At 33.2% G+C, this 23,126-nt stretch carries 23 protein-coding genes; 5 read left to right on the forward strand and 18 right to left on the reverse strand.

Annotated features, from left to right (window positions below; all coding sequences use genetic code 11):
* Positions 1–140 precede the first annotated feature (140 nt).
* The 4 genes from BM153_RS03800 to BM153_RS03815 all read left to right on the forward strand — a co-directional run bounded on the left by BM153_RS03800 (position 141) and on the right by BM153_RS03815 (position 3,427).
* Complete coding sequence (locus tag BM153_RS03800; protein ID WP_092870928.1) at positions 141–1,034, forward strand: LysR family transcriptional regulator; 894 nt, start codon at positions 141–143, stop codon at positions 1,032–1,034.
* Positions 1,035–1,189: 155 nt separating this feature from the next.
* Positions 1,190–2,050 (forward strand): hypothetical protein, encoded by an 861-nt coding sequence (locus tag BM153_RS03805; RefSeq protein ID WP_092870930.1) that lies wholly within the window; start codon positions 1,190–1,192, stop codon positions 2,048–2,050.
* A 129-nt stretch (positions 2,051–2,179) separates the two neighbouring features.
* Complete coding sequence (locus BM153_RS03810; protein ID WP_092870932.1) at positions 2,180–2,953, forward strand: threonine/serine exporter family protein; 774 nt, start codon at positions 2,180–2,182, stop codon at positions 2,951–2,953.
* A gap of 15 nt (positions 2,954–2,968) precedes the next feature.
* Entirely contained in the window at positions 2,969–3,427 is a 459-nt protein-coding gene (locus BM153_RS03815) for a threonine/serine exporter family protein (protein WP_092870934.1), read from the forward strand.
* Here the strand turns inward: BM153_RS03815 and BM153_RS03820 are convergent.
* The 11 genes from BM153_RS03820 to BM153_RS03870 form a co-directional block, all read right to left on the reverse strand.
* Positions 3,410–3,922 carry a CinA family protein gene (locus tag BM153_RS03820; RefSeq protein WP_092870936.1) on the reverse strand — a complete coding sequence of 171 codons (513 nt, stop codon included), beginning with the start codon at positions 3,920–3,922 and terminating at the stop codon, positions 3,410–3,412. The genes BM153_RS03815 and BM153_RS03820 overlap by 18 nt on opposite strands.
* A gap of 183 nt (positions 3,923–4,105) precedes the next feature.
* On the reverse strand, positions 4,106–5,686 hold the full coding sequence (locus BM153_RS03825; RefSeq protein ID WP_092870938.1) for a sodium/proline symporter: 1,581 nt from the start codon (positions 5,684–5,686) through the stop codon (positions 4,106–4,108).
* 179 nt (positions 5,687–5,865) lie between these two features.
* Positions 5,866–6,435 carry a flavin reductase family protein gene (locus BM153_RS03830; RefSeq protein WP_092870940.1) on the reverse strand — a complete coding sequence of 190 codons (570 nt, stop codon included), beginning with the start codon at positions 6,433–6,435 and terminating at the stop codon, positions 5,866–5,868.
* Between the two features lie 537 nt (positions 6,436–6,972).
* Positions 6,973–7,623 carry a trimeric intracellular cation channel family protein gene (locus BM153_RS03835; RefSeq protein ID WP_092870942.1) on the reverse strand — a complete coding sequence of 217 codons (651 nt, stop codon included), beginning with the start codon at positions 7,621–7,623 and terminating at the stop codon, positions 6,973–6,975.
* A gap of 281 nt (positions 7,624–7,904) precedes the next feature.
* Entirely contained in the window at positions 7,905–8,651 is a 747-nt protein-coding gene (locus BM153_RS03840; protein WP_092870944.1) for a class I SAM-dependent methyltransferase, read from the reverse strand.
* Positions 8,652–8,675: 24 nt separating this feature from the next.
* The gene (locus BM153_RS03845) at positions 8,676–10,301 is read right to left on the reverse strand and encodes an ABC transporter substrate-binding protein (protein WP_092870947.1); all 1,626 of its coding nucleotides are present in this window, start codon (positions 10,299–10,301) and stop codon (positions 8,676–8,678) included.
* 79 nt (positions 10,302–10,380) lie between these two features.
* Positions 10,381–11,325, reverse strand: coding sequence for an oligopeptide/dipeptide ABC transporter ATP-binding protein (locus BM153_RS03850; protein ID WP_092870949.1), 945 nt, complete (start codon positions 11,323–11,325; stop codon positions 10,381–10,383).
* Positions 11,326–11,336: 11 nt separating this feature from the next.
* Positions 11,337–12,143 (reverse strand): ABC transporter ATP-binding protein, encoded by an 807-nt coding sequence (locus BM153_RS03855; RefSeq protein WP_092870951.1) that lies wholly within the window; start codon positions 12,141–12,143, stop codon positions 11,337–11,339.
* The gene (gene nikC, locus BM153_RS03860) at positions 12,118–13,029 is read right to left on the reverse strand and encodes a nickel transporter permease (protein ID WP_092870953.1); all 912 of its coding nucleotides are present in this window, start codon (positions 13,027–13,029) and stop codon (positions 12,118–12,120) included. Before nikC ends, BM153_RS03855 begins: the two co-directional genes overlap by 26 nt.
* Before the next feature lie 9 nt (positions 13,030–13,038).
* Positions 13,039–13,968: an ABC transporter permease gene (locus BM153_RS03865; RefSeq protein ID WP_092870956.1), complete on the reverse strand. Its 930-nt coding sequence runs from the start codon at positions 13,966–13,968 to the stop codon at positions 13,039–13,041.
* 14 nt (positions 13,969–13,982) lie between these two features.
* Positions 13,983–14,741, reverse strand: coding sequence for a class I SAM-dependent methyltransferase (locus tag BM153_RS03870; protein WP_092870958.1), 759 nt, complete (start codon positions 14,739–14,741; stop codon positions 13,983–13,985).
* 224 nt (positions 14,742–14,965) lie between these two features.
* Between BM153_RS03870 and BM153_RS03875 the strand changes: the two genes are divergently transcribed.
* Positions 14,966–15,850 (forward strand): AraC family transcriptional regulator, encoded by an 885-nt coding sequence (locus BM153_RS03875; RefSeq protein ID WP_092870960.1) that lies wholly within the window; start codon positions 14,966–14,968, stop codon positions 15,848–15,850.
* A gap of 125 nt (positions 15,851–15,975) precedes the next feature.
* Here the strand turns inward: BM153_RS03875 and BM153_RS03880 are convergent, their stop codons facing one another.
* The 7 genes from BM153_RS03880 to BM153_RS03910 form a co-directional block, all read right to left on the reverse strand.
* Complete coding sequence (locus BM153_RS03880; RefSeq protein ID WP_092870962.1) at positions 15,976–16,299, reverse strand: cupin domain-containing protein; 324 nt, start codon at positions 16,297–16,299, stop codon at positions 15,976–15,978.
* A gap of 382 nt (positions 16,300–16,681) precedes the next feature.
* Positions 16,682–17,440, reverse strand: a complete 759-nt coding sequence (locus BM153_RS03885; RefSeq protein ID WP_092870964.1) for an ABC transporter ATP-binding protein — start codon at positions 17,438–17,440, stop codon at positions 16,682–16,684.
* Entirely contained in the window at positions 17,440–18,540 is a 1,101-nt protein-coding gene (locus BM153_RS03890; protein ID WP_177205568.1) for a FecCD family ABC transporter permease, read from the reverse strand. Before BM153_RS03890 ends, BM153_RS03885 begins: the two co-directional genes overlap by 1 nt.
* Positions 18,541–18,546: 6 nt before the next feature.
* A complete protein-coding gene (locus BM153_RS03895) occupies positions 18,547–19,668 on the reverse strand; it encodes an ABC transporter substrate-binding protein (protein ID WP_092870966.1) in 1,122 nt (373 codons plus the stop codon).
* Between the two features lie 297 nt (positions 19,669–19,965).
* A complete protein-coding gene (locus BM153_RS03900; protein WP_092870968.1) occupies positions 19,966–20,739 on the reverse strand; it encodes a zinc ribbon domain-containing protein in 774 nt (257 codons plus the stop codon).
* Between the two features lie 279 nt (positions 20,740–21,018).
* Positions 21,019–21,867 carry a ModD protein gene (gene modD, locus BM153_RS03905; protein WP_092870970.1) on the reverse strand — a complete coding sequence of 283 codons (849 nt, stop codon included), beginning with the start codon at positions 21,865–21,867 and terminating at the stop codon, positions 21,019–21,021.
* A gap of 76 nt (positions 21,868–21,943) precedes the next feature.
* Entirely contained in the window at positions 21,944–22,663 is a 720-nt protein-coding gene (locus BM153_RS03910; RefSeq protein WP_092870972.1) for a metallophosphoesterase, read from the reverse strand.
* Positions 22,664–23,126 lie beyond the last annotated feature (463 nt).

Below are 23,126 nucleotides of genomic sequence, written 5' to 3' on the forward strand. Positions count from 1 at the left end.
CAGCAAGCAAAAAATTTATAAATTTACATAAGTCGGAGAAATAAAACCTTAGATGTGCATAATATAATGTAAACTTAGGTTTTATTTCTCCAACTTAGTTGATTGTTTCCTTTTTCTAAAAATAAAATCGGGAGGTAGATATGATTGATTACAAAGAATTGCTCTACTTTGTTGAAGCAGTAAACTGTAGAAATCTCTCAAGTGCTGCTGAAAAGTTATTCATCTCTAGGCAAACCCTTTCCTATACCTTAAATAAAATAGAAACAAAGCTAAATACCAAACTCATATTTTCATATAACGATGGCACTAAAACGCTTCAACTTACTCCAAAAGGAGAGAAATTTTACATCGGTGCCAAAGATTTAATACATTCATTTGATAAATTTATGGATGAAATTAATAACAACATATCAGAAGATATATCTTTAGGTATTAACAGTATTATTTTTCATTTGTTTCCAGAATTAAAAAAAATGTTTTTTAGTTATATTAAAGAAGATACAAATATTTCCTTTAAACTTAAACATACTGATAATCAAAATAAAATAAAAACAGATTTAAGTTCCGGGGATATTGATTGTGGTTTTGCCATGTTTTTAAATGAAATACCGGGATTTTGGTCTGTTCCTTTTTTTAAGATACCTGTTTATGCAATTTTATCAAAGACCCATCCTTTGGCTTCTTATGATGAATTAGATATTGAAAAATTATTAAAATATCCAATCATTTTTAATGGAGATATTAATTGTTTTTACAAACCTTTTTATGATATTTTAAAAAGATTAAACAAAAAAATCCATGCCTTCGTGGAACCACAAATTTTTAAAGCACATCATTTTCTAATCACAAATGAAGATGCTATTCATTTAAGTACACTAGCTATAGATATTCCTGCTGAATACGAATATTTAAAAGCCATTAAATTAAAAGGGGTTGCTTGGCACATTTCTCTTATCGGGAATAATAAGGCTTATAACAAGGATATCTGTATGAAGTTTGGTAATTATCTGAAAGAAAAGATTAAAAATGAATAATTGAGGAGACAAAATTTGCAGGGGGTGCAAAATTTTTTTACACCCCCTGCAAATTTTTTTTACTATGCAGAATATTTATCTTATTCTATAATGTTTATAAAGAGTAAGCGCTTACAAAAAATACATCTTATTTAGAAGGAAAGGAACTAAAAAAAATGATAAAGAAAATAATTATTCTTCTAACGGTTGTCATTTTGGTATGTGTGGGCTGTTCTGGAAATAGTGATTCTAAGTCCAGTGATAACAAAAATGCTAAAACTACTAAAGAAGAAGCATTTGATCTTGAAAACTTAAAGCTTACTCAAAGTAATACCTATATGGCTATAAGTAAAAACGAAAAAAAGGGCTACAACAGATGGATATTTTTCTTCTTTTCTTATGAAAGTAAAGAGGACTTAGACGAAAAAGATGTTGAAGAATCATTATATAATTCAATTAAGTCTATTTCTATGAAAAGTGACAGTAAGGAATTATATGTAGAAAAAGAACCTATTATTTCTGTAGGAAAGAATGATAAGAATAAATACGATATAAACATTGAATTGCAGCCAGATGTTGGGGCTTTAAATTTAGATGGTCCTACAAATATATCAGATATCACTATTAAAACAAGCGATTCACAAAAGGAATATTCTTTTGATAACTATATCTTAGAGGAAAAAGAGACTTTCACAGAAGATGAATTTTCAGTAACAAGCTCAGCATTTTTTTCTCAAGTATCCGAAGATTCCACTGCCAGTGCAACTTACGCATTAGAAAATAACGGCAAAGCTATCCAGGAGATTTCTTTAGAATATTCTGATAAGATGGACTTTATAAAAAACACCAAAGTTGATAAGACAAATCCATTAACAGAGGATGAAAGCAAGACAAGTGTTTTTGAAGCTTTATTTGAGTTAAAGGAAGATTTTGAATACAAAACATTCAGACCTTTTATTAAGATTAAAACAACTGAAAAAGAAGGTTATGTAGTTCCAAGCGTTCCTCTCTGGTTTGTTGATTTTTTAAATAAATAAAAATGAAATAACTGTCCCGGATTTATTTCCGGGACTTTTTTATCGGCTTGTTTAAAGTCTTACTATGAATTATACTTTAGGTTAGAAGGATAAAAACTACATTCAGACATACTTTCGAAGGGAGTCCATATGTATTTTGAAATTTTCACAAAAAATAAATTAGTTTCGACGCTTTTGCATATGGGAGAAGCTCTTTTTAAAGCAGGTGCGGAAGTTTATAGAATCGAAGACACTTTAAATCGTATTGGTTATGCCTACGGTGCTACAAATATGAATGTTTTTGTAATAACCTCCAGTATTGTAATCACCATTGAACTTCCTGGAGATGAGCATATTACCCAGACCAGACGACTTAGGGAAGGCTCTTCTACCGACTTTCACAAATTGGAAAAGCTAAACTCATTAAGCAGGGAGGTTTGCTACCATCCCATTCCTTTGGATGAGTTGGATAAAAAAGTACAAGACATATCAAAAAAGAAAGCAAGTAGGAAAGAAACTCTTATAGGCTATATTTTAGGTGCCTCCGCCTTTTCCATTTTTTTTGGTGGCTCTTTTTATGATGCCCTTGTAGCCGGTTTAATAGGGGTTTTAATCTGGTTAATGTCCCTTTATCTTTTTCCTTTGTGTATGAATACCCTGGTTTATCAGTTTTTATCCGCATTTATAACAGGAATAATAATATGCTTTTTAGCAAAATTTCTTTTCTTTATCAACAGGGATTACATTATTATCGGTGATATTATGCTTTTAATCCCCGGTATTATGTTTACCAATGCCCTTAGGGATTTGTTACTTGGAGATACCATCTCAGGTTCCATGCGACTTGTGGAAGCCGTATTACAAACCTTTTTCTTATGTATAGGATTTATTTTTGCCATCTGGCTGATAGGGATAATCTTATAAAATGGAGTATTTAAAATGGAAACACTTATTATACAAACCTTTACAGCTATAATCGGTACTGCCGGTTTTGCTTTGATTTTTCATATAAGACATAAATTTATGTTTTTAGCTGTTGCCGGAGGTTTAATCGGCTGGCTTGTTTTTTCAGTATTTAATAATATTTTTACCCCAAAATCCCTGTTTATTTCAAATTTAATGGCAGGTCTTATATGTGCTCTTTATTCAGAAATAATGGCAAGGCTTTTAAAGGCTCCTGCCAGCATTTTTTCCCTGCCTGCCGTTATCCCTTTAATCCCCGGAGCCATGCTTTACAGGTGCATGATAAACATTGTAAACAGCAATGAAAAACTTGCATCAGATTATGGGAAAGCTGCCTTTGTAACTGCCCTTGGCTTAACTTTGGGCATGAGTGGTGTCTGGGCAGTCTTTGACCTGGGAAAAAAAGTAAAAAATCATCTAGATAAGTTTTCCTAAATCTGTCATTAGGCTATCGTATACTTCTTTTGCCACGGCCATTTTATATAAAAGTCTTGTAGGCTGGGGCTTAAGGCTTATATGATAATTTGTAATTTTCCCATCAATATCAAATGCAAAATCCACTTCACCTGGTATAGATGCCTCTTTATTTGCAGGATCTATATTTCCCATTGTGCCTGTTACTCCAATTCCAATTTTTGAATTATAGGCTTTTTTACAGGCCTTTGCCATTTCTATAGCTGTTTCTTTTGAATATACTGAATATTTTTCTATAACTTTTGCATCCACCCCATTTAAGATTTTAGCTTCATTTGAATAAGTTATAAAGGCTCCCTTAAATATAGCAGATGCCCCGCTTGTATCAGTAATAAGGCTGGCTATCTGTCCTGAAGTAGCACTTTCCATGGTGGTTATAGTCCAGTTTTTTTCAATTAAAAGTTTTGTGAGTTTTTCATAATCTTTTCTTATATTTTTTTCTATATATTCTTTCATTTTTTGCCTCTTTAGTTTAGTATTCTTTTTTCTATCTTCCAATGAATTCTTTTTTTGATTGTACTTGCATTTTTAATAATATATATATTTCTTTAAAAAAGGGATGTATAAGAAGAAAAGCTTTTTTTCTTCTCCTCTTATATACATCCCAAATAAACAGTGTTTTAATTTAAAATATTTTAATCAGGCAGCCTTTTTTTCAATATTATCTTCGTCCTTTTTTTCACATTCACTTTTTACTTCGTCGTAAATACTATTTATGCTTTCTGACGGAACCTTGGTTAAAAGTGAAACCGTAACATTAACAAGAAGTGCAATAATAAATGCAGGAAGGAGTTCATAAATTGAGAAAACACCTCCCATTGGAGCTATAAGATATTTCCAGACAAATACCATAAGTACCCCGGTTATCATACCTGCAACTGCCCCCTGACGATTACTTCTTTTCCAAAAAAGAGCCAAAAGCATTACCGGGCCAAAGGCTGCTCCAAAACCTGCCCATGCAAAGGAAACTACCCTGAATACACTGCTTTGTGGGTTCCAGGCAAGTAAAATACCAATTATTGCAATGGCTATTACAGTAAGTCTGGCCACAAGCATAGATTTTTTCTGATCCAGATTAATTCCAAAAAATTCATGCAAAATATCTTCTGACATACTTGAAGCAGCTGCCAAAAGCTGTGAATCCGCTGTGGACATGGTTGCCGCCAAAATCCCTGACATAATTACTCCTGCCACTATTGCAAAAAATATTCCATTCTGACTCATTAAGTGGGCTATGGAAACAATTATTGTCTCTGATTCGGCACTTGTCTGAAATGTAGGAACTTTTCCTACAATTGAAATACTTAATCCGATAATTCCAATAAATACCGCAATGGCCATGGATAATACAACCCATACTGCTGCAATACGCCTTGACACTTTAATCTCTTTAGGATTTCTAATTGCCATAAATCTTAAAAGAATATGAGGCATTCCAAAATATCCAAGTCCCCATGCCAGGGTTGAAACAATAGATAATATTCCAAAACTTCCTGCAGAATTTGTACTTATGTCATAGCCCTTTGTCAGGTCTAAGTAACCCGGAAGATTACCGGCATTTTCAATCACTGATGAAAGACCTCCTGCCTGACCTATACCAAATAAAATAATAATCAATAAGGCAATTGACATAACTACTGATTGAATTAAATCAGTGGTGGAAACTGCTAAAAATCCTCCTAAAACAGTGTAACCTATAATAACTATGGCACCCACTATCATTGCCATATGATAATCCCAGCCAAAAAGACTGTTAAACAAAGTTCCCACTGCCTTAAATCCAGAAGCAGTATAAGGAATGAAAAAAATCAAAATAGCCATGGCAGCTATAAAGGATAAAGTATGTTTTTTATCCTCATATCTTTTGGCAAAAAAATCTGGTATGGTGGTTGCCCCGATTTTTTCTGAATAAATTCTAAGCCTTTTTGCCACCAATAAAAAGTTTAAATATGTTCCAACTGCCAGACCTAAAACAGTCCAGCCTACTTCTGCCACACCGCAAAGGTATGCCAGTCCCGGAAGGCCCATTAAAAGATATGAACTCATATCCGATGCTTCAGCACTCATGGCTGTTACAACAGGATGAAGCCCTCTGCCTCCCAGATAAAAGTTTGCCGTACTTGAAGCACTGCCTTTTTTACTGTAATAAACCCCGATTAAAACAGTAAGCCCCAGGTAGGCGATGATTGCGATTAGCAAACAGATTTCTGTACTTGTCATAATTCGCATTCTCCTTTTCTACTATAAATTTTAACAACTTTACCAATGATAAAATTATAGCATATACGAAAATTTTTGACTAAAATATTTTAAATTATCAAAATATTCCAAAAAATAAGGTCTCCGATTGTCTCAGAGACCTTAAATAATCTTTCATAAATTTTATTTTTAAAATTAAACTATTTTAAAAGTTCTTTTCCATCGCTAAATGCCTGACCAACTTTTGCGCCTACTTCATAGTATCCTGCCTGATATGGGTCAAATACTAAAGCTTCAACCTTAACAGTATCAATTTTTCCATCTTCTGTAAGAACTCTCTCATCAGCTGATGTATTGCGGATTGTTCCTACTATGCAGTAAAAACTGTCAGTCTGAACTTCTTCTGCCAAATCACATTCCATACATACCGGAAATTCATCAATTATTGGTGCATTTACAATTGGCGACCTCATTACATTAAAGTTTGAACGCTCAAATTTGTCTGCAAACTTCTTAGCTGATGCAATTCCAAAATAATCAGCTACTTTTTCATGAGATTTGTCAGCAATACTTACTGTGAATGCTTTGTTTCTTAAGATATTTTCTGTAGTCCTGTGGGCCTTGTTAATAAAAAGTGCAATTTTGTTTTGTCCACAAATCATTCCCCATGCAGCATTCATTACATCAATGCTTCCGTCTTCATTATAGGTTCCAATCATAAGTACAGGCATAGGAAATACTGCAGGTAATACTCCAAGATTTTTCTTCATTTTTTAGATTCCTCCATTCTTTGAAAAGTCTTTTTAATCATTATACATTAATTATAATATTTTGACTGAATATTTCAAGAATTAATTTGCAAATAAATTATTTCTTTTGCTATTTTGTGATTTTATTCTTATTTTCTTAAAACCATGCACAACTAACGTTTTTTATTTGTTAATTTATTATCATTATGTAAAAAATAGCTTATTTCTTGCATAAAAAACAGAGCATCCACTGCTCTGTTTTAATCTTATAAATATAAAAGTTTATCTCCTTGGGCAGGTGTCATAGCTGATACATTATCACATCCGCCTAAGGGGTCACGGTATGAACTTTCATGCCATCATCTGAATATAATTTACGTCCTGAATACATTATAAATGTTTTTTTCAAATATTGCTAGACTTTTTTTCATTTTCTTTAAAAATTTTATATAATTTTACAAGAAAAAAATTATTGACAAAAGGTATTATTTATTTCGTGTCATATTTTTTTACAAAATCCTACCTTTTTAGCTGTTTTTTACTATTGAATAAAAATTCTTAAAATGACGGGAGATTCCATTTAAAATATATTGCCAAAAATCTTATAATTATTACTACTGCCATGGATACTACGGCTGATAGGATTTCTGAAAAATACGCTGTGGCAAAACAGTATATTACGGCACCTGCTATGGCAGCCATTGCATATATTCTCCTACGCATTATCAAAGGCATCTGCCCTGCCAACATATCTCTAAAAATCCCACCACCTATACCTGTTACTACACCGACAAAACTTATTAAAAGATAATTGTCATTAAAACCTACCCGGATTGCAGCCTGGCATCCCACTACCACAAAAGCTGCAAGTCCCACAGAATCTGCAATATTTAAAATTGTATTGTTGATTTCGTTAAGTTTATATCCTGAATCTGTTTTGCCCTTTTTTATTCTTATTTTTTCTATAATGAAATCCATTACACAAGTCACTACCGCCACTATTACATAAATTGGATCCTTAAACATATCCGGAGGAGTTTTTCCCAATATTAAATCTCTTATAACCCCTCCCCCTACTGCTGTTGCACAGCCTAAAACTATGGCGCCAAAAATATCCATTTTCCCCTCTTTTGCAACCATTACCCCTGAAATAGCAAAGGCTATGGTTCCTATTATTTCAAGGGCGAACATAATATTATCAAAATTCATTTCTTTCTCCTAAAAACATTATTAATACTAATCTAATGTAGATTAACAAATCATTTTTTAATAAAAAAACATCTAAATAATAACATATTCTCGTAATTTTGACCATTGTAATCAAGCTGTTAAAAAGAATATTTTGCCATAAAAATACCGCCCCCTAATCGTTAGAATTTTGGTCTAACTTTTTGGGGCGGTACAAAATTTGGGCTTAAAAATTAGTTTTTTAAGCAAACTCTTATTAAAGAGTATTTTGAGTAATCCTAATAGAGAGGTTAAGATTCTTATTAATTTTTATAGGCTATAATTCTGAAAGATACTCCCGAATAGCCATATTTCCACCGTTCCATTCTTCTTAAACTGTTTCTGAAACGGTCTTTTGTAAAATTCATCCTTTTAAAACCAGCATTTTGGATAGCTTTTTTATCAAGTTCAGGCCTGTCTCCCGAAAAAAATGGAAGATTGGCAAATGCTCCCACAGGCCTGTCGATGTCTTGTCTATAGACTTTGTGTTCTGTAAGCCAGATTAGCCCTACACTTATTTTATGCCAGATTCCAAGCCTTAAGGATTTTTTATAATCCCTAAAAATACTGTCATAATATACTATTTTTCCATTATCTTTTAATACATCATTCCATCTTTGAAAGGCTTCTTCCGGGTCGTAAAGAGTCCATACTACATCCCTTGAAATAATCAAATCATAGCTGTTAATTTCTTCCTCAGGCAGTAAAACTGCATCTTCTACTTTTGCTGTTACATCAATTCCTTCAGCTTTAAAATTTGCATTGGCTTTTTCCACCATTCCTATGGCTGCATCTATAGGTTTTACATTATGCCCCAGGCGATTTAACATTATTGTTAAAAATCCGGGACCGCATCCTACATCTAGTATGTTTAGTTTTTCTTTTCCGCAAATTTCTTCTAATTCACGCATCCAGTAGTCAACGCTTTTCTTATCCAAAAGCTGCTTTTTTATTATGTCATCATAATCTTTTGAATCTTCTGTCCAGGTTTTTGCAAGTTCTTTGTACATTGATATTCTCTCCAAAAATTTTTATTAATTAATACTTATATCTTCCCAGACTATTCCCTGATAGCTTGTAGCAGCTTTATCTACACCGCTCAATCTAGCATTATAGTAGTAAGTCTGGTTTGGATAATAAAGAGGAATTGTAAATGCATTTTCATCCATATACTTAAATATTTCATCATATTTTTCCTGAACATTTGTTATGTCAGGTTGTGCAATTACATCCCCAATCATTGTGTTGAGTTTTTCGTCATACCAGAATACGGAAGGCTGATCTTTACTTTGATAAAATACACTTGAAAGAAAACCATGTGGATTCCAGGAATCTTCATAGGAACGATAAATTATAATATCGTAATCCCTTGTAGTCCAGATTGCATCATAATATGCTGCTGTTTCCATTTCTTTAAGCTCTATATTTACGCCAATCTTTAAATATTCTGACTGTATAAACTCACAGATTGTTTTCCAGTTTGAATATTCTTCTGTCTGAAATACAAGATTTAAAGTAAGGTCTTTTCCGTCTTTTTCAACAATTCCGTCACCGTTTGTATCCTCATATCCTGCTTCTTTTAATAATTCCTTTGCTTTTTCAAGATTATAGTCATAACCTTTACTGTTTTCTTTTGTTACGAAAGGAACAGATGATGAAAATATACCGGTTGCTGCAGTTGCATCATTATTCATTATGTCTTCCACCATGCTTTTTTTGTTTGTAGCATAGTTAAGAGCCTGTCTGACTTTTATATCTGAAAAAATCTTGTTATCATAATTTAATCCAAAGAAAAATGATAGTGTAGATACATCCTTTACACTAGAAACATCTGTGTCATCTTCTAATACACCGGCAGACTCTACAGGTACATCAGCAAGGCAGATATCCGCATCTCCACTTTGTAATGCCATTACTCTTGATTGTCCATCATCTACAAATTTAAGAACAACTTTTTCATAAGATGGCTGTTTTCCGTAATAATATTCGTTTTTTACAAGGACTGCCTCCTGTCCTTCTTCATAACTTTCGATTTTCCATTGACCTGTTCCTACTCCCAAAACAAATTTGCCATCTTTATCAAGACTGCTTGGAGCACACATTCTAAAAGGTCTTGGATATGTAAATTCTATTATTATAGGATAAGCTGCATGGTCAAAGGTAAAGGAAACTGTATAATCATCCACTTTTTCAACTTTTTCCAGTTTTGCAGAAAAATTACCTTTTACCTTGTCATCCCAACGGTTGGTATTATAAATTACGCTGTCTGCATTAAAGTTTGTTCCATCTGAAAATTGAACATCTTTTCTTAAATGGAAAGTATAAACTTTTCCATCTTCGCTAACGTCATAAGACTCAGCCAAAGCAGGTTCAATTTCACCATTTTCTCCGTAACGAACCAATGGGTCATATACCATTTCATAAAGCTGAAAGGCATTTGTAGAAGTATCAATTGTGTCTGCGATTTCCGGATCAATGTTAGATGCTGTTAGAACTGTTATGGTATCTTCCTTTGTGCTTTCTTTGCTTGTGCTTTGTGTTTTTTGTCCCTCAGATGCAGATGAAGCCCCTTTATTTTCCCCAGCTCCACATCCTGTTAAAAGCATGGACATTATAAGTCCCGCTGCCAGAAATTTTTTCACTGTTTTTTTATAGTTCATATTTTCACTCCTCCTGTGTTTAAAAAATTTTTAACTGTAAAGCCTGTTGTCAAAAAACTTTACATGTTTTCTCGTATTTTTATACTAAATGACATGCCACTTTATGTCCCGGGTATATTTCTTTCAAATCCGGTATATTTTTCTTACAAATTTCACTGCACTTTTCACATCTGTCCCAAAAAGAGCAGCCTTTTATTATTTGATTTAATTCACTTACTCTTTCATTGTCTTTATCATAAACAATACTCCTATTATGGGGATTAGCCTTGGGTATAGAAGCATAAAGTATTTTTGAGTAAGGATGAATTACTTTTTCACCTATTTTTTCTGTGTCATCAAGGTATTCTACTATTTTCCCCTTATACATTATGGCTACAGCCTGACACACATAAGATACATTTGAAAGATCATGCGTAATTAAGAGATAGGTGATACCATATTTTTCCTTAATTTCATTTAAAAGATTTAAAATCTGCTTTCTAATAGAATAATCAAGACTTGAAACCGGTTCATCACATATTACAAATTTAGGTCTTAATATAAGAGCTCTGGCGATATTTGCCCGCTGACACTGTCCTCCGGAAAGCTGATTTACATTTCTGTATTTTAAGTCAGGATCAAGTCCCACACTTTTTAGGGTTTCATCTATCCTTTCCTCATACTCTCTTTCTGATAATTTTTCAAAATTTTTTAAAACTTCTTTTATGGAATCACCAATGGTATATGTGGGGTCAAAAACCCCTTTACTACTTTGAAAAATAATCTGCATATCCTTTCTTAAAGATCTAAACTGCTTTTCAGAAAGATTATCTATTCTTTGATCCATAAAAGATATTTTTCCAAAAGTGGGTTTTTCAAGGCAGGAAATAATTCTTCCCAGGGTGGATTTTCCACTTCCGCTTTCTCCTATAAGTCCTAAGGATTTTCCCTCTTCAATGGCCAGGCTGACATCGTCTAATGCCTTAACCACTTCTTTTTTTCCATAGTATTTTTTTAAATTTTCAGTCTTTAATAAATATTTCATACTGCACCCTTTTAATTGATAATTGAAGCTATGAGTTTTTTGGTATAGGAATGGTTGGGTCTATCAAATATATCAAAAGCATTGCCCTTATCAACGATCTCACCCTTTTGCATAATATAGACCTTGTCAGCGATTTCCCCAACAACACCTAAGTCATGGGTAATAAATAATACTCCTACATTTTTTTCATGGCAAATCCTATATATCTTTTTAAGTATCTGCTTTTGAACTGTAACATCCAAAGCCGTTGTGGGCTCATCCGCTATCAAAAACTGAGGTTCTAAGGCAATCATCATAGCTATCATTACCCTTTGACACATTCCTCCGGAAAGTTCAAAAGGTCTTTTTTTCATTAACTTTTCCGGTTCATCAAATCCCATGTCAAATAAGTTTTTAACTGCTTTTTCATATGCCTCTTTTTTTGAGCATCTGCTATGATATCTGATTCCTTCAACCATTTGTGTTTCAATACTAAACAGGGGATCTAAAGAGGTCATGGGATCTTGAAAAATCATTCCAAAAAGATTTCCGTTTAAAGCCATTCTTTTTTTTGGTTTCATCTTTAAAAGGTCATTTTTTTCCCAGAATACATTTCCCCCGGTAACTTTTCCATTAGAATCCAAAAGTCCCATTAATGACATGGAGGTAACGGATTTTCCACTTCCGCTTTCTCCTACAAGTGCTGTTATAGAACCCTTTAAAATCTCAAAACTCACATTTTTAACGGCATGTATTTTTCCCTGTTCACAATCAAAATCTATACTTAAGTTTTTCACCACAATTTTTTTAGGCCTATCTTTTTTTTGCTGAGAGTCCATCCTGGATACCTCCTCCCACAAGATTAAATGCCATTACTACAATAACAATTGCCACACCAGGGTATATCATAAGACTTGGAAATGTCTGAATATATTCCTTACTGTCACTTAATAGAATTCCCCATTCCGGTGTAGGCGCCTGAACTCCCAAGCCTATAAAGGAAAATCCAGCTATTGATAAAATAATCGAACCTATTTCCATGGTTGCCAGGGCTATTATGGAGGAAGCAATGTTTCTTAACACATGTTTAAATAAAATCTGAAAATCATTACATCCCCCAGCTTTTAAAGCCATTACATAACTTTGTTCTTTTATCTGCATAGTAAGAGCCCTTGATAATCTTGCATACTCTGCCCAGTAAACCAAAGACATGGAAAATACCAGATTTTTCCCACTGGCACCTAATGTTCCTGCAATAGCAAGAGCCACTATAAATGAAGGCATTGCCATAAAAATATCTATTATCCTCATTATTACACTGTCAACCTTACCTCCAAGATACCCTGATACAAGTCCTATAGGTACGCCTATCATTAAGGTTGCAAATAGTACAGTAAAACTATACAAAAGGGAATTTCTGGCTCCCCATATAAGTCTTGACAAAACACATCTTCCCAGCTGATCTGTTCCGAAGGGATAACTAAGGGAAGGATTTTTTAGTTTGTTTGTTACATCTACCAAAAGGGGATCATGAGGTGCTAGTACAGGTGCAAATAACGCTACTGTTATAAAAATAATTATTATTAAAAATCCTGCTTTTGTGCTTGTTTTTTCTAAAAATCTCTTTAAACCAAAATTTGATATGACTTTATTTTCTAATTTTTCTACTTTACTTTTCCTGTTATAAAAAAATACATTTTCTATATCTATTACTTTTTTCACCATTTTATTCACCTACTTAAGCTCTATTCTTCTGTCAATAACAGAATATGAAATGTCCACTAAAAGATTCATTACTACCACAAAAGCCGATAAGATTACAATAAAACACTGTAAAACAGGAAGGTCCTTACTTATAACGGCCTCAAGAGCCAAGGCTCCGATTCCATTTAAAGAAAAAATAGATTCTATAACTGCAGAACCGCATAATACTCCTATTATCATGCTGACAATCCTGGTCATAACCGGAAGCATGGAATTTTTCATTCCGTGTTTTAAAATAATATTTAAAGATGAAAGTCCCTTTGCTTTTAATGCTTTTACAAAATCACTTAAAAGTACTTCACTTAAATTTGTTCTTATTAGTCTTATGAGTATTCCAAAATATCCAACATCCATGGCGAAAGCTGCTATCCAGGGTACATCTCCATGGGTTCCTCCTATAACAGAAATAAGTTTAAACTTTACTCCAAACAGATATAAAAGCATTAATCCTATCCAGAAATTAGGCATGGACACACTTATAAATGAGAAAACCTCTATTATTTTATCCAAAATGGAATTTTTAAAAACTGCTGATAAAATACCCAAGGGTACTGATAATATAAGCAAAAGTATTATGGACATTAATGCCAGCTTTCCAGTGACGGGAAAATGTCTTTTTAATTCATAAAATGCAGGATTTCCTGTGGATAAAGACTTACCAAAGTCACCTTTTACAGCTTTTTTCAGCCAGTTCGCATACTGAAGGGCAAGGGGCAAATCTAATCCATTCTCATGTCTTATTTCTTCAATTTGCTTTTGTGTAGGGTGATTATAAACCTTTTCTGCCATTACCCTGGCAGCATCACCTGCGGATATAGAGCTTAAACCAAACATTAAAAGGGTAACGGATAATAGCACAGGAATTATAAATAAAACTCTTTTTACTATATATTTAATCATCTGACCCTCTCTTTTTATTTAACTGCACCTACCATGAATTCAGGTGTTGGCCAGTTAAGTTCCTGATCAAAAGCATCTCTTGCCAATAAAGAAACATCAGGTTTTGCAAAAACTTTTGAAAATCCTATCTCCATAAGATATTTAAGATCCCATAAAGGACGTCTTTTATCACTCATAAATAATTTTTTTCCAAGTTCTACACCTTCTTCGGCATTAGCATGTTCGTGAATTCGTCTATGATATTTTTCCCATATTTTTGCTTCATTTTCCCTATATATTTTTCCAAGTTCATCATCATAATTATATAAGTACCAACAAGCATCAAAAATTAATAAGACCCCATCCTCTTTCAAAACCCTTTTCCACTCTTTATATGCGGTTTCAGGATCATCTAAAGTCCAGGTAAGATTTCTGCATATAACTGCATCAAAGGTATTATCCTCAAAATCAAGCTTTTGGGAATCCATTGTCAGAAGCTTTGCCGTGACATTGTATTTTTCAGCATTTCTTTTTGCAACGGTAATCATATTTTTAGTAATATCAATACCAGTTACATGGTGACCTTCTTCTCCCAATATTATAGGGAAAAAGCCGGGACCGGTTCCAACATCAAGTATTTCAAGTTCTTTTTTGTCCGGCATTTCATCTAAAACAAGCCTTTTCCAATTATCCTTTCTTTCACTTTCAAGTTCAGCTTGTATACCAGTATCATAGGTATTAGCTTCACCTTCCCAGTAACCTTTAACTTCTGAGTTTAAATCTGTATTTTTCATTTTTTCCTCCTAATCAAATGCTGAAACAATAATCTGATTTCTATAATTAATAAATATAAACAGACTAGTCTCATAAATATTAATACTACTTCCTGACAAAAGAATATTTTTATATCAACATTTTCTTTTGTCGAAAGTAATGATATAATAAATTTGCATAATATTATATTAAAATCAACCATTATTTATATAATAATTATATTTTTTTGCAAGGAAATTTTTTTATGAAAAACGAAACTTTAAACATTTATGAAAGAGAAATTGTGGATTTTAACATTAAGCATCTGCCAATGGCTATCAATCTGTTCTCAAAAGAAAAAGAAAGCAATAAGTTACATTGGCATTACGAAATCGAATTTGTACTAATACTTTCCGGAAATGCCTTTTTACATATTGAAAAAAAATGCTTTCCCCTTAATAAAGACTCCATTGTTATAATCCATCCCCATGTAAAACATAAAATTGTTTTTTCTGATAATGAGGATTGTCGTTTTTTATCCATACATACCGACAACAGCCTTTTTATGGAAAATAAAGCCCTAAGAGAATATTTTATTAAGCCTCTTATGAATTCCAATTATGCTTTTCTTATCGTGGATTCTTCTTATAACAATCACGGTATTATAAAAGAAATGATGACAAAAATATATAACCTTACCCAAAAAAGGCCTAAAGGCTACAGTCTTTATCTGGTAGGTCTTATAGAATGTATTATGGCAGAAATAATCAGCATTTACAGACCTAAAGCGGATAAAAGAGTAAAAAAAGACTCCGAGCTTGAGATACTTGAAAATATGTATTCCTATATTTTAAGATGCTATCAAAATAAAATATATTTAGATGATATAGCAAAAGCAGGAAATGTCTGCAAAAATAAATGCACACAGATTTTTAACAAATATTATTTTTCACCGCCAATAGAGTTTTTAAATAATATAAGGCTTTCTGCTAGCAGAGATCTCCTTATAAGCAGCACCATGAGTACTGCCGACATTGCTCTTTCCTGTGGTTTTTCCAACCAGAGTTATTTTATCTCGTTATTTAAAAAACGCTTTGACATGACTCCTTGTGAATACAGAAAGGCAAACATAGAAAAAACTCCTTATTAGATTCAATAAGATACCCGTTTTTCCTTAAGAATACAAAAAGTATATCTTTAAAACGGGTATCTTTTATATAAATTTTCTAACAATATATTCAATTTCAATCCCATATAAATCAAAAATATTTATCCTCATTTTAAAAGAACAAAAGCTGTCTTAAATACTGTTCTGGCTTTTACATAATGTGGAGCCCCTTTTGCAAAAACAAATTGTTCTCCGGCTTTTATAACAAATTCTCTGCCTTCACATCCAATTATTCCTTCACCTTCCAAAGCAAAGAATATACCCGTTCCAGGGCAGGAATGTTCTCCAAGAGCAGTTCCTTCATCAAAGGTCATTGTAACTACTTCTACATGCTCATTATCAAAAACATGCATATTTACAATTTTACCCTTTTGAACTGAAGTCATTTCTCCCAGTTTAAATACTACTCCCGGTTTAATAGCTTCATTCATAAAATCTACCTCCTGTCATATGCCAATCCATTGTGCAATATAGATTTTCATAAATATCTGCATTCCCCTATTTTCAGTTGTAAGAAAGCTTTCTCCCTTAGATTTTCGTCACTCAAAAACAATTATTTATACAAGTCATAAATTTTAATACTTTTTAATACAGCTTTAATCCTTTATTATCTTTATAACTTTTTTTAGAAGATTAAAATAATTTTATTTAATAATATTCACTAAATTATACCGTAAAGCGGACATTCGGAATCCGCTTCGCTACTTCCTCATGAACGCAGTGGCACTTTGTGCCACTGCGTTCAAAATAAAAAAATCTCCAAAAACTGATAAGGAAGTTTATTTCCTTATCAATTTTTGGAGATTAAATTTTTTATTTCAGGAATAAAATATGCATATTCCCATCCTGGTCATCAACTATCTGACTTTCAACATTGTAGATGTTTTTTATCAAATCGCGGGTCAAAACCTCCCTTGGCTTGCCCTTTTCATAAATCTTTCCGTCTTTTAAAACAAAAATTTCATCACAGTACATGGCTGCAATATTCAGGTCATGAATAGCTGATATTACCGTTGCATTCAGCTTTTTAACAATATCCATTAATTCTAACTGATAGGTAATATCAAGATGGTTTGTAGGTTCATCTAAAATAAGACAGGGTGTCTGCTGGGTAAGAGCCCTGGCTAAAATAACCCTTTGCTGTTCTCCACCTGACAAAGTAGAAAAAATTCTATTGGAAAAATCCAACATATTAACTGTTTTTAAAGCATTCTGAGCAATTTCATAATCATGGGCATTATCCCTTTCAAGATTTTTTTTATGAGGCGCCCTGCCCATTAAAACTACCTGCATCACAGAAAAATCAAAATTGTAATAATTATGCTGTGAAACAACAGCCAACTTTTTGGCAGATGTTTTGTAGGGCATTTTTTCTATTTCCTCGCCATTTAAAAATATGGCTCCCTTATCAGGCTTTAGAACACGATAAATGGCCTTTAAAAGAGTGGATTTTCCACTTCCATTTGGACCTATAAGTCCTACAAACTTCTTCTTGTCTACCTGAAAATCTATCCCTTTAAGAATCTGGTGGGCACCATAAGATAATTCAACTTTTTCTACATTTACCTGCATTATCTTTCACCTCCAAATCCATAAGAACGACTTGCCATAAGGTAAATAAAGCAAGGTGCACCTATCATTGAAATAAGTATTCCGATTGGAAGTTCTGCATTTTGTAAAATTATACGGCATGCCACATCAGCCCAAATCAGAAAGATTGCTCCTACCAGGGCACAAAGAGGAATAAGCCTTTTGTGGTCTGTTCCATAAAACATCCTTACTGCATGGGGAATTACCAGCCCCACAAAGCCAATTGTTCCGGCAGAATATACCGCAACGGCAATTAAAAGTGAAGATAATATCAAATATTTATTTCTTAACTTTGAAAGATCCGTACCAAGTACAACTGCCGTTTCGTCTCCCAAAAGCATGAGATTTAAGTTTCTGTATTGAGACCAGAAAACGAAAGTTCCGGCTATCATTAATGCTAAAATTATCAAAACATCGTCCCAGTCAGCGCTGGCAAGACTTCCCATTGTCCAAAAGGTTATACTTAAGGTGGCATTTTGATTATGAGCAATGTAGGTAGCAAAATTGGTAAAAGCCGAACATACGGCGGATACTGCCATACCGGAAAGAATTAGCTTTCCGGCATTTGAAGTACCTCCAATATTTGAAATAAACAATACACCAAAAGATGTAACCATTGCCCCGATAAATGCCATTACTCCTACAAAGGAGCTTCCAAAGATGCCGCCAAAGATACCACTTCCCACGCCAAAAAGTATGGCAAGAGTCGCTCCCATGGAGGCTCCTGAAGAAATACCTAAAACATAAGGATCAGCCAGTGGATTTTTTACTACAGCCTGCATTACCACACCGCATACAGATAGTCCTATACCAATTGCTATAGCAAGAATTACCCTTGGAAAACGAATTATCCAGACAACATCATGTATGCTTCCCTGACTATAGTTTTCAAAACCCTTAAGATGTAATATCTCATTTGCCAATACGCTATATACTTCTTTTACAGAAATATCCGCATTACCAAAAGTAATGGATGTAAGTATAGATAAGAGTAGCAAAACCAGTAAAACCACCATTACTATTGTAAATTCCAAAGTGGTAACAACTCTCGTCTCTCCGTTATTCTTACCTTTTCTACTCATATTACCTTAATTAAGTCCAAGATCCAAATCCGGATATAAACCTTTTGCAAATGTATTGATACCGTCTTGTGTACGGGTAGCTGCTGCATACATCTCACTTAACATAATTGGATATACATGACCATCCTCAATAGCTTTTACACTCTTTAAGGCTTCATCATCATTAATATATGCAAGTTTTTCATTTTTAAGAGTTTCAGGATCATCACCTGTATAAGGCATGTAAACAACAAAGATAATATCAGGATTAGCTGTAACAATATCCTCTTTTCCAACTTCTGAAGCATCAGCATTGGCAAGTGTTGCGCCTAAAGATGTAACCATATCTCCACCTAATGATTTTGAACCATAGTTTGTATAAGTATCATCATAGGATTCAAGAATCATTACTGATGGTTTTTCTGTGATATCTTTAGTTTTTTCTGTAACAGTTTCAATTGTTTCTTTCATATTATTTACAATTTCTTCTGCCTTATCTTGTACATCAAAAATAATTCCAAGATTTAAGATATCATTATATTCATTTTCAAGAGTTCTGGCACTGTCAGCTTTTGAAGTGTTTGAATTGATATAAACATTTACACCCTTGTCAATCCAATCTTTGGTATCACCAAGAGTTTTATCCTGGAAATATGAACCCCAGGAGAAAATCATATCAGGTTCAAGCATTGTTATGGTTTCTTTTGAAGGTGTAAATTCATCGAGATATTTTGTCTTAGAAAATGCACTTTTAAGGCTGTCAGGTACTTCATTATCAAGACCTGCTGTTGCAACGATTTTATCTTCCAGTCCTAAAGCAAGTAATGTTTCGATACAACCTTGATAAACTGCAACAACTTTTTCAGGCGCTTTTTCATAGGTTGTTTCTATTTCAGAACCGTCTGAACCATAGGTTGTAATAGTAACAGGATATTCTGTCTTTTTAGAAGATTCTGTTGTATCCGAATTATCCTTTGATGTGTCTTCGTTTGTGCTAGTAGCCTTATTGTCCTCTTTTATGGCTCCAGCAGAAATTCTTCCTGCATCACCACTATTGTCCTTAGAACCGCATCCTGCGAAAGTTCCTACTGTCATTGCAACACAAAGTGCCATGGCAACAAATTGTTTACCAAAAAATTTTTTTCTCATTATTTTATTCTCCTTTTGATATTAATATTATTTCTAACGGATTTAAATCCGTATAGATACCTGAATAATTAATAAAATGTTTTTAAGCTGATAAAAAAGCCATACATACTTATAAATCGTTTTATTAAAGGAAAAAGTTTATAGAAACTCCATATTATTTTTATTTTTTTTAAAATTTCATTTTTATATTATAGCATAAAAATACACCAAACAAAATATACTGTCTGATAAGTACAATTTCGATTGGTGTATTATAAAACCTACAGATTGTATTTTAAATTATTCTGTGCAAACTTTTTATCCAATCTTGTTTCCGCATATCGGGCAAAACTTGGCATCACTTTCAATGTCATTTCCACATGCCGGACACTTCTTAAATCCATCATTGCTTTGTACCGGTACATTGTTTTGAACTGTCGGCTTTTGTAATGAAGTATGATTAGTGGTTGGCTGAGTTGGCATAGCTTGTGATGGGTTTACCTGATTGTTTGGTTGAGCTGGCATACCCTGTGATGGGTTTACCTGATTGTTTGGTTTTGTAGGCATACCCTGTGGTGCATTTGCCTGATTATTTTGTCTGTTAGTCATTCCCGAAACCAGATTTTGTACATGAGGCATTTTATCTACAGAAACATCAAATGCTGCCGTAGCATTTGAAGCGTCACCTTTCATTTTAGCATTAATTTCAATGGTATTTTTAAGCAACATTATCATAATCATTGAAAGCTCATAAGTAAGCCTTGTAATAATTGGTCCGCAAATAATTAACAATATACCCGGAACAGCTGTTGAATCTCCACCGTAAGTGCCATAGCCATAAAAACCATAACTAGGTGTGTGTGAAATTAATAAGAAAACTCCTATTGTTATACATGAAATTGTTGTCAAAATAAAGAAAAATCTAAGAATTGCCTCTACTACAAGATATTTCATTAAAAAATAATCTCTAATAAATCTTAAAAAGCCTGTGTATTTTCCCTCCTTAGATTTCGGTGTTACCACGGCACAAACAACAATTGTAAGAACAAGTGAAATAAATGATCCCAAGCCAATGGCAAATCCCATTTCCATATCTCTTTTCTCCTTTCGTGAACTTTATTTTTGAATTGTAATATTATTATAAAACACATTGTTTATAATCTGTCAATAATTCTAAAATTTTTCTAAATTTTTTAAATCTCGGAATTTTATCAACTTTTTTTGAGTTTTCTTTAGTATATTTAAGTAAAAAATATAATTCACAACTATGTAAAGCAAGATACCTACCACTTTATATATATCGAAAAAAGTATATATCATAGCACCATTAAGTATAAAATTTTTAAGGGAAAAAATTTTAAAATTTCCTTATCAATTATCCAAAGCTTCTATTTTTACACCTACATCTATAGGTTTTGCCGTATAAAGACTGGTGGTTACAATCCCGTCTATAGAAGCTTTTGCATATTCCCTGACATTTTTTTCATTAATTCCTCCTGCAGCCAGTAAGACGGCATTCGGATATTTTTGTCGTATTTTTTCGCAAAATTCAACCAATTCTTCCGGTTTAAGCTTTTCAATCTGAATCCCATCTACTCCTGCTTCGAGACATTTTTCTGCCTCTTTAACATCAGAGGTTTCAAACAGAATTTTCTTTTCCACACAGGAATGTTTCATTTTTGGTAATTTCTCTAGAAATTTATCAAAGCCTCCTAAAAGATTTAAATGCTGTTTAAAGACTAAAATGGTTTCAGAAGTCCCTAATCTATGGGGAAGAGCTCCCCCTGCCATAGTAGCCTTTATACTAAGAGCCTTAGTTCCTGAAAACATTTTTCTTGTGGTAAGTATTGCCAAATCGCTTTTTACGCTGTGAGCTTCATCTACAAGCTTCCTTGTTTTAGTGGCAATTGCCGAAGTGTGATCTATTAAATTTTGAATCACTTTCCAGGCTGTAATAACCTCTGTGGCCTGGCCTGTGCCAACTATTAATTCTTCGTTGGGTTTTGCCCATTCTCCGGAATATTTAATCTTTGTGGTTTCTATGCCAAGACGCTTAAAAATTTCCCTCGCCTCTTCCGTTGCACATACCACACATTCCTCTCTTGTAAAACAAGAAATACGTGCTTTTTCGTGGTCAAGTCCTAATTCAAATGCCGTTAAGTCAAAATACGGCACATCTTCTCTTATCAATGCTTCAAAATTCACATTTGCCAAATACATTTTATAATTCTCCCTTTTAAATATTTATACACATAATAACAGTATAAATGTTTAAAAGATTTATTAAAACCTTATTTTATGATTTTTTCCCCGAGGAATAGTACTCTTTTCCGGTTTCAAGACATATTCCGGCAAGTTTACCTCCTGGAAAACAGGCTCCGCAATCTAAGGCTATGTGGTTATTATCTCTGTATATTTTTCCCGGTTTTTTATTAGATTCAATAATCTGAGTAGGTGTATGACCTGTCACAAGATAAGTGTCTTCAAAATATTTTTTCCCATAATCCGGCCTGTCCCAAACCAAGTCATGAAGGGAATATTCCTCCATTGATTTTTCAGGACTGAAATTTCCTATTCCTGCATGTACAAGAAGGTATTTATTTCCATTTACCTCTGCTTCTTCATAAAGGCTAAAATCACTGATATAATCTATTACCTCCTGACGCATTTCAGCATCCAGTTCTTTAAATTCTCCTACAGTAGTAACGCTTCCATTACACTGCCAGGTCAAGAGATTATCCACCATTTCCTTATCAAGCCCCGCAATACTTTCATCAGTAATTTCTTTATTCAAAAACTTAAGACACTCAAGAGCCATTACTTCATGGTTTCCAACTATATTAATTACATTAGGCATACTCATAAGTTTAAGCATTGCTTTAATAGGATGAGGCCCCCTGTCCAAAATATCACCAATTATATATAAAGTATCCTCTTTTGTTATCTTCATCTTCTTTAAAAGTTCTAATAACTGTTCATATTCTCCATGTATATCACCGATTACATATGTGGACATTTTGTATCTTCCTTTCAAAAAAATAATAAAAACCATACTAAGATATCCAAGGTTTGCTTGTATAAAAGCGACACTTTTATAAGTTATCGGACAATTATTTTTATCCTCCATCCTTGAAAAATGTTTTTAAAAAAAAGAAAAAGACTTTGCCAAATGACAAAATCTTTTTCCGGTTTATATCGTGTATTTTTTAGAAAAGGTCTTGATAATTATACTCAGATGGATATTTCGCCCCATCCAAATATATATCAAACAGTTGTGCTAAACATATAACCTTCTTTTTTATCTTTAGCACAAAATCAAAGAAACCGTTAAACCACAGCGATTTCTTTTTATGCCTAAGCACAATATTAATACTACTGAAAACATAGATTCTCATCTCGTTTTTCCTAAACAGAGATCCTATCCTCTGTTGTTTGTTTCTATACTACACTATTTTTTTACTAAAAACAATAGGTTCGTG

The organism is Acetitomaculum ruminis DSM 5522 (assembly GCF_900112085.1).
Classification (GTDB): domain Bacteria; phylum Bacillota; class Clostridia; order Lachnospirales; family Lachnospiraceae; genus Acetitomaculum; species Acetitomaculum ruminis.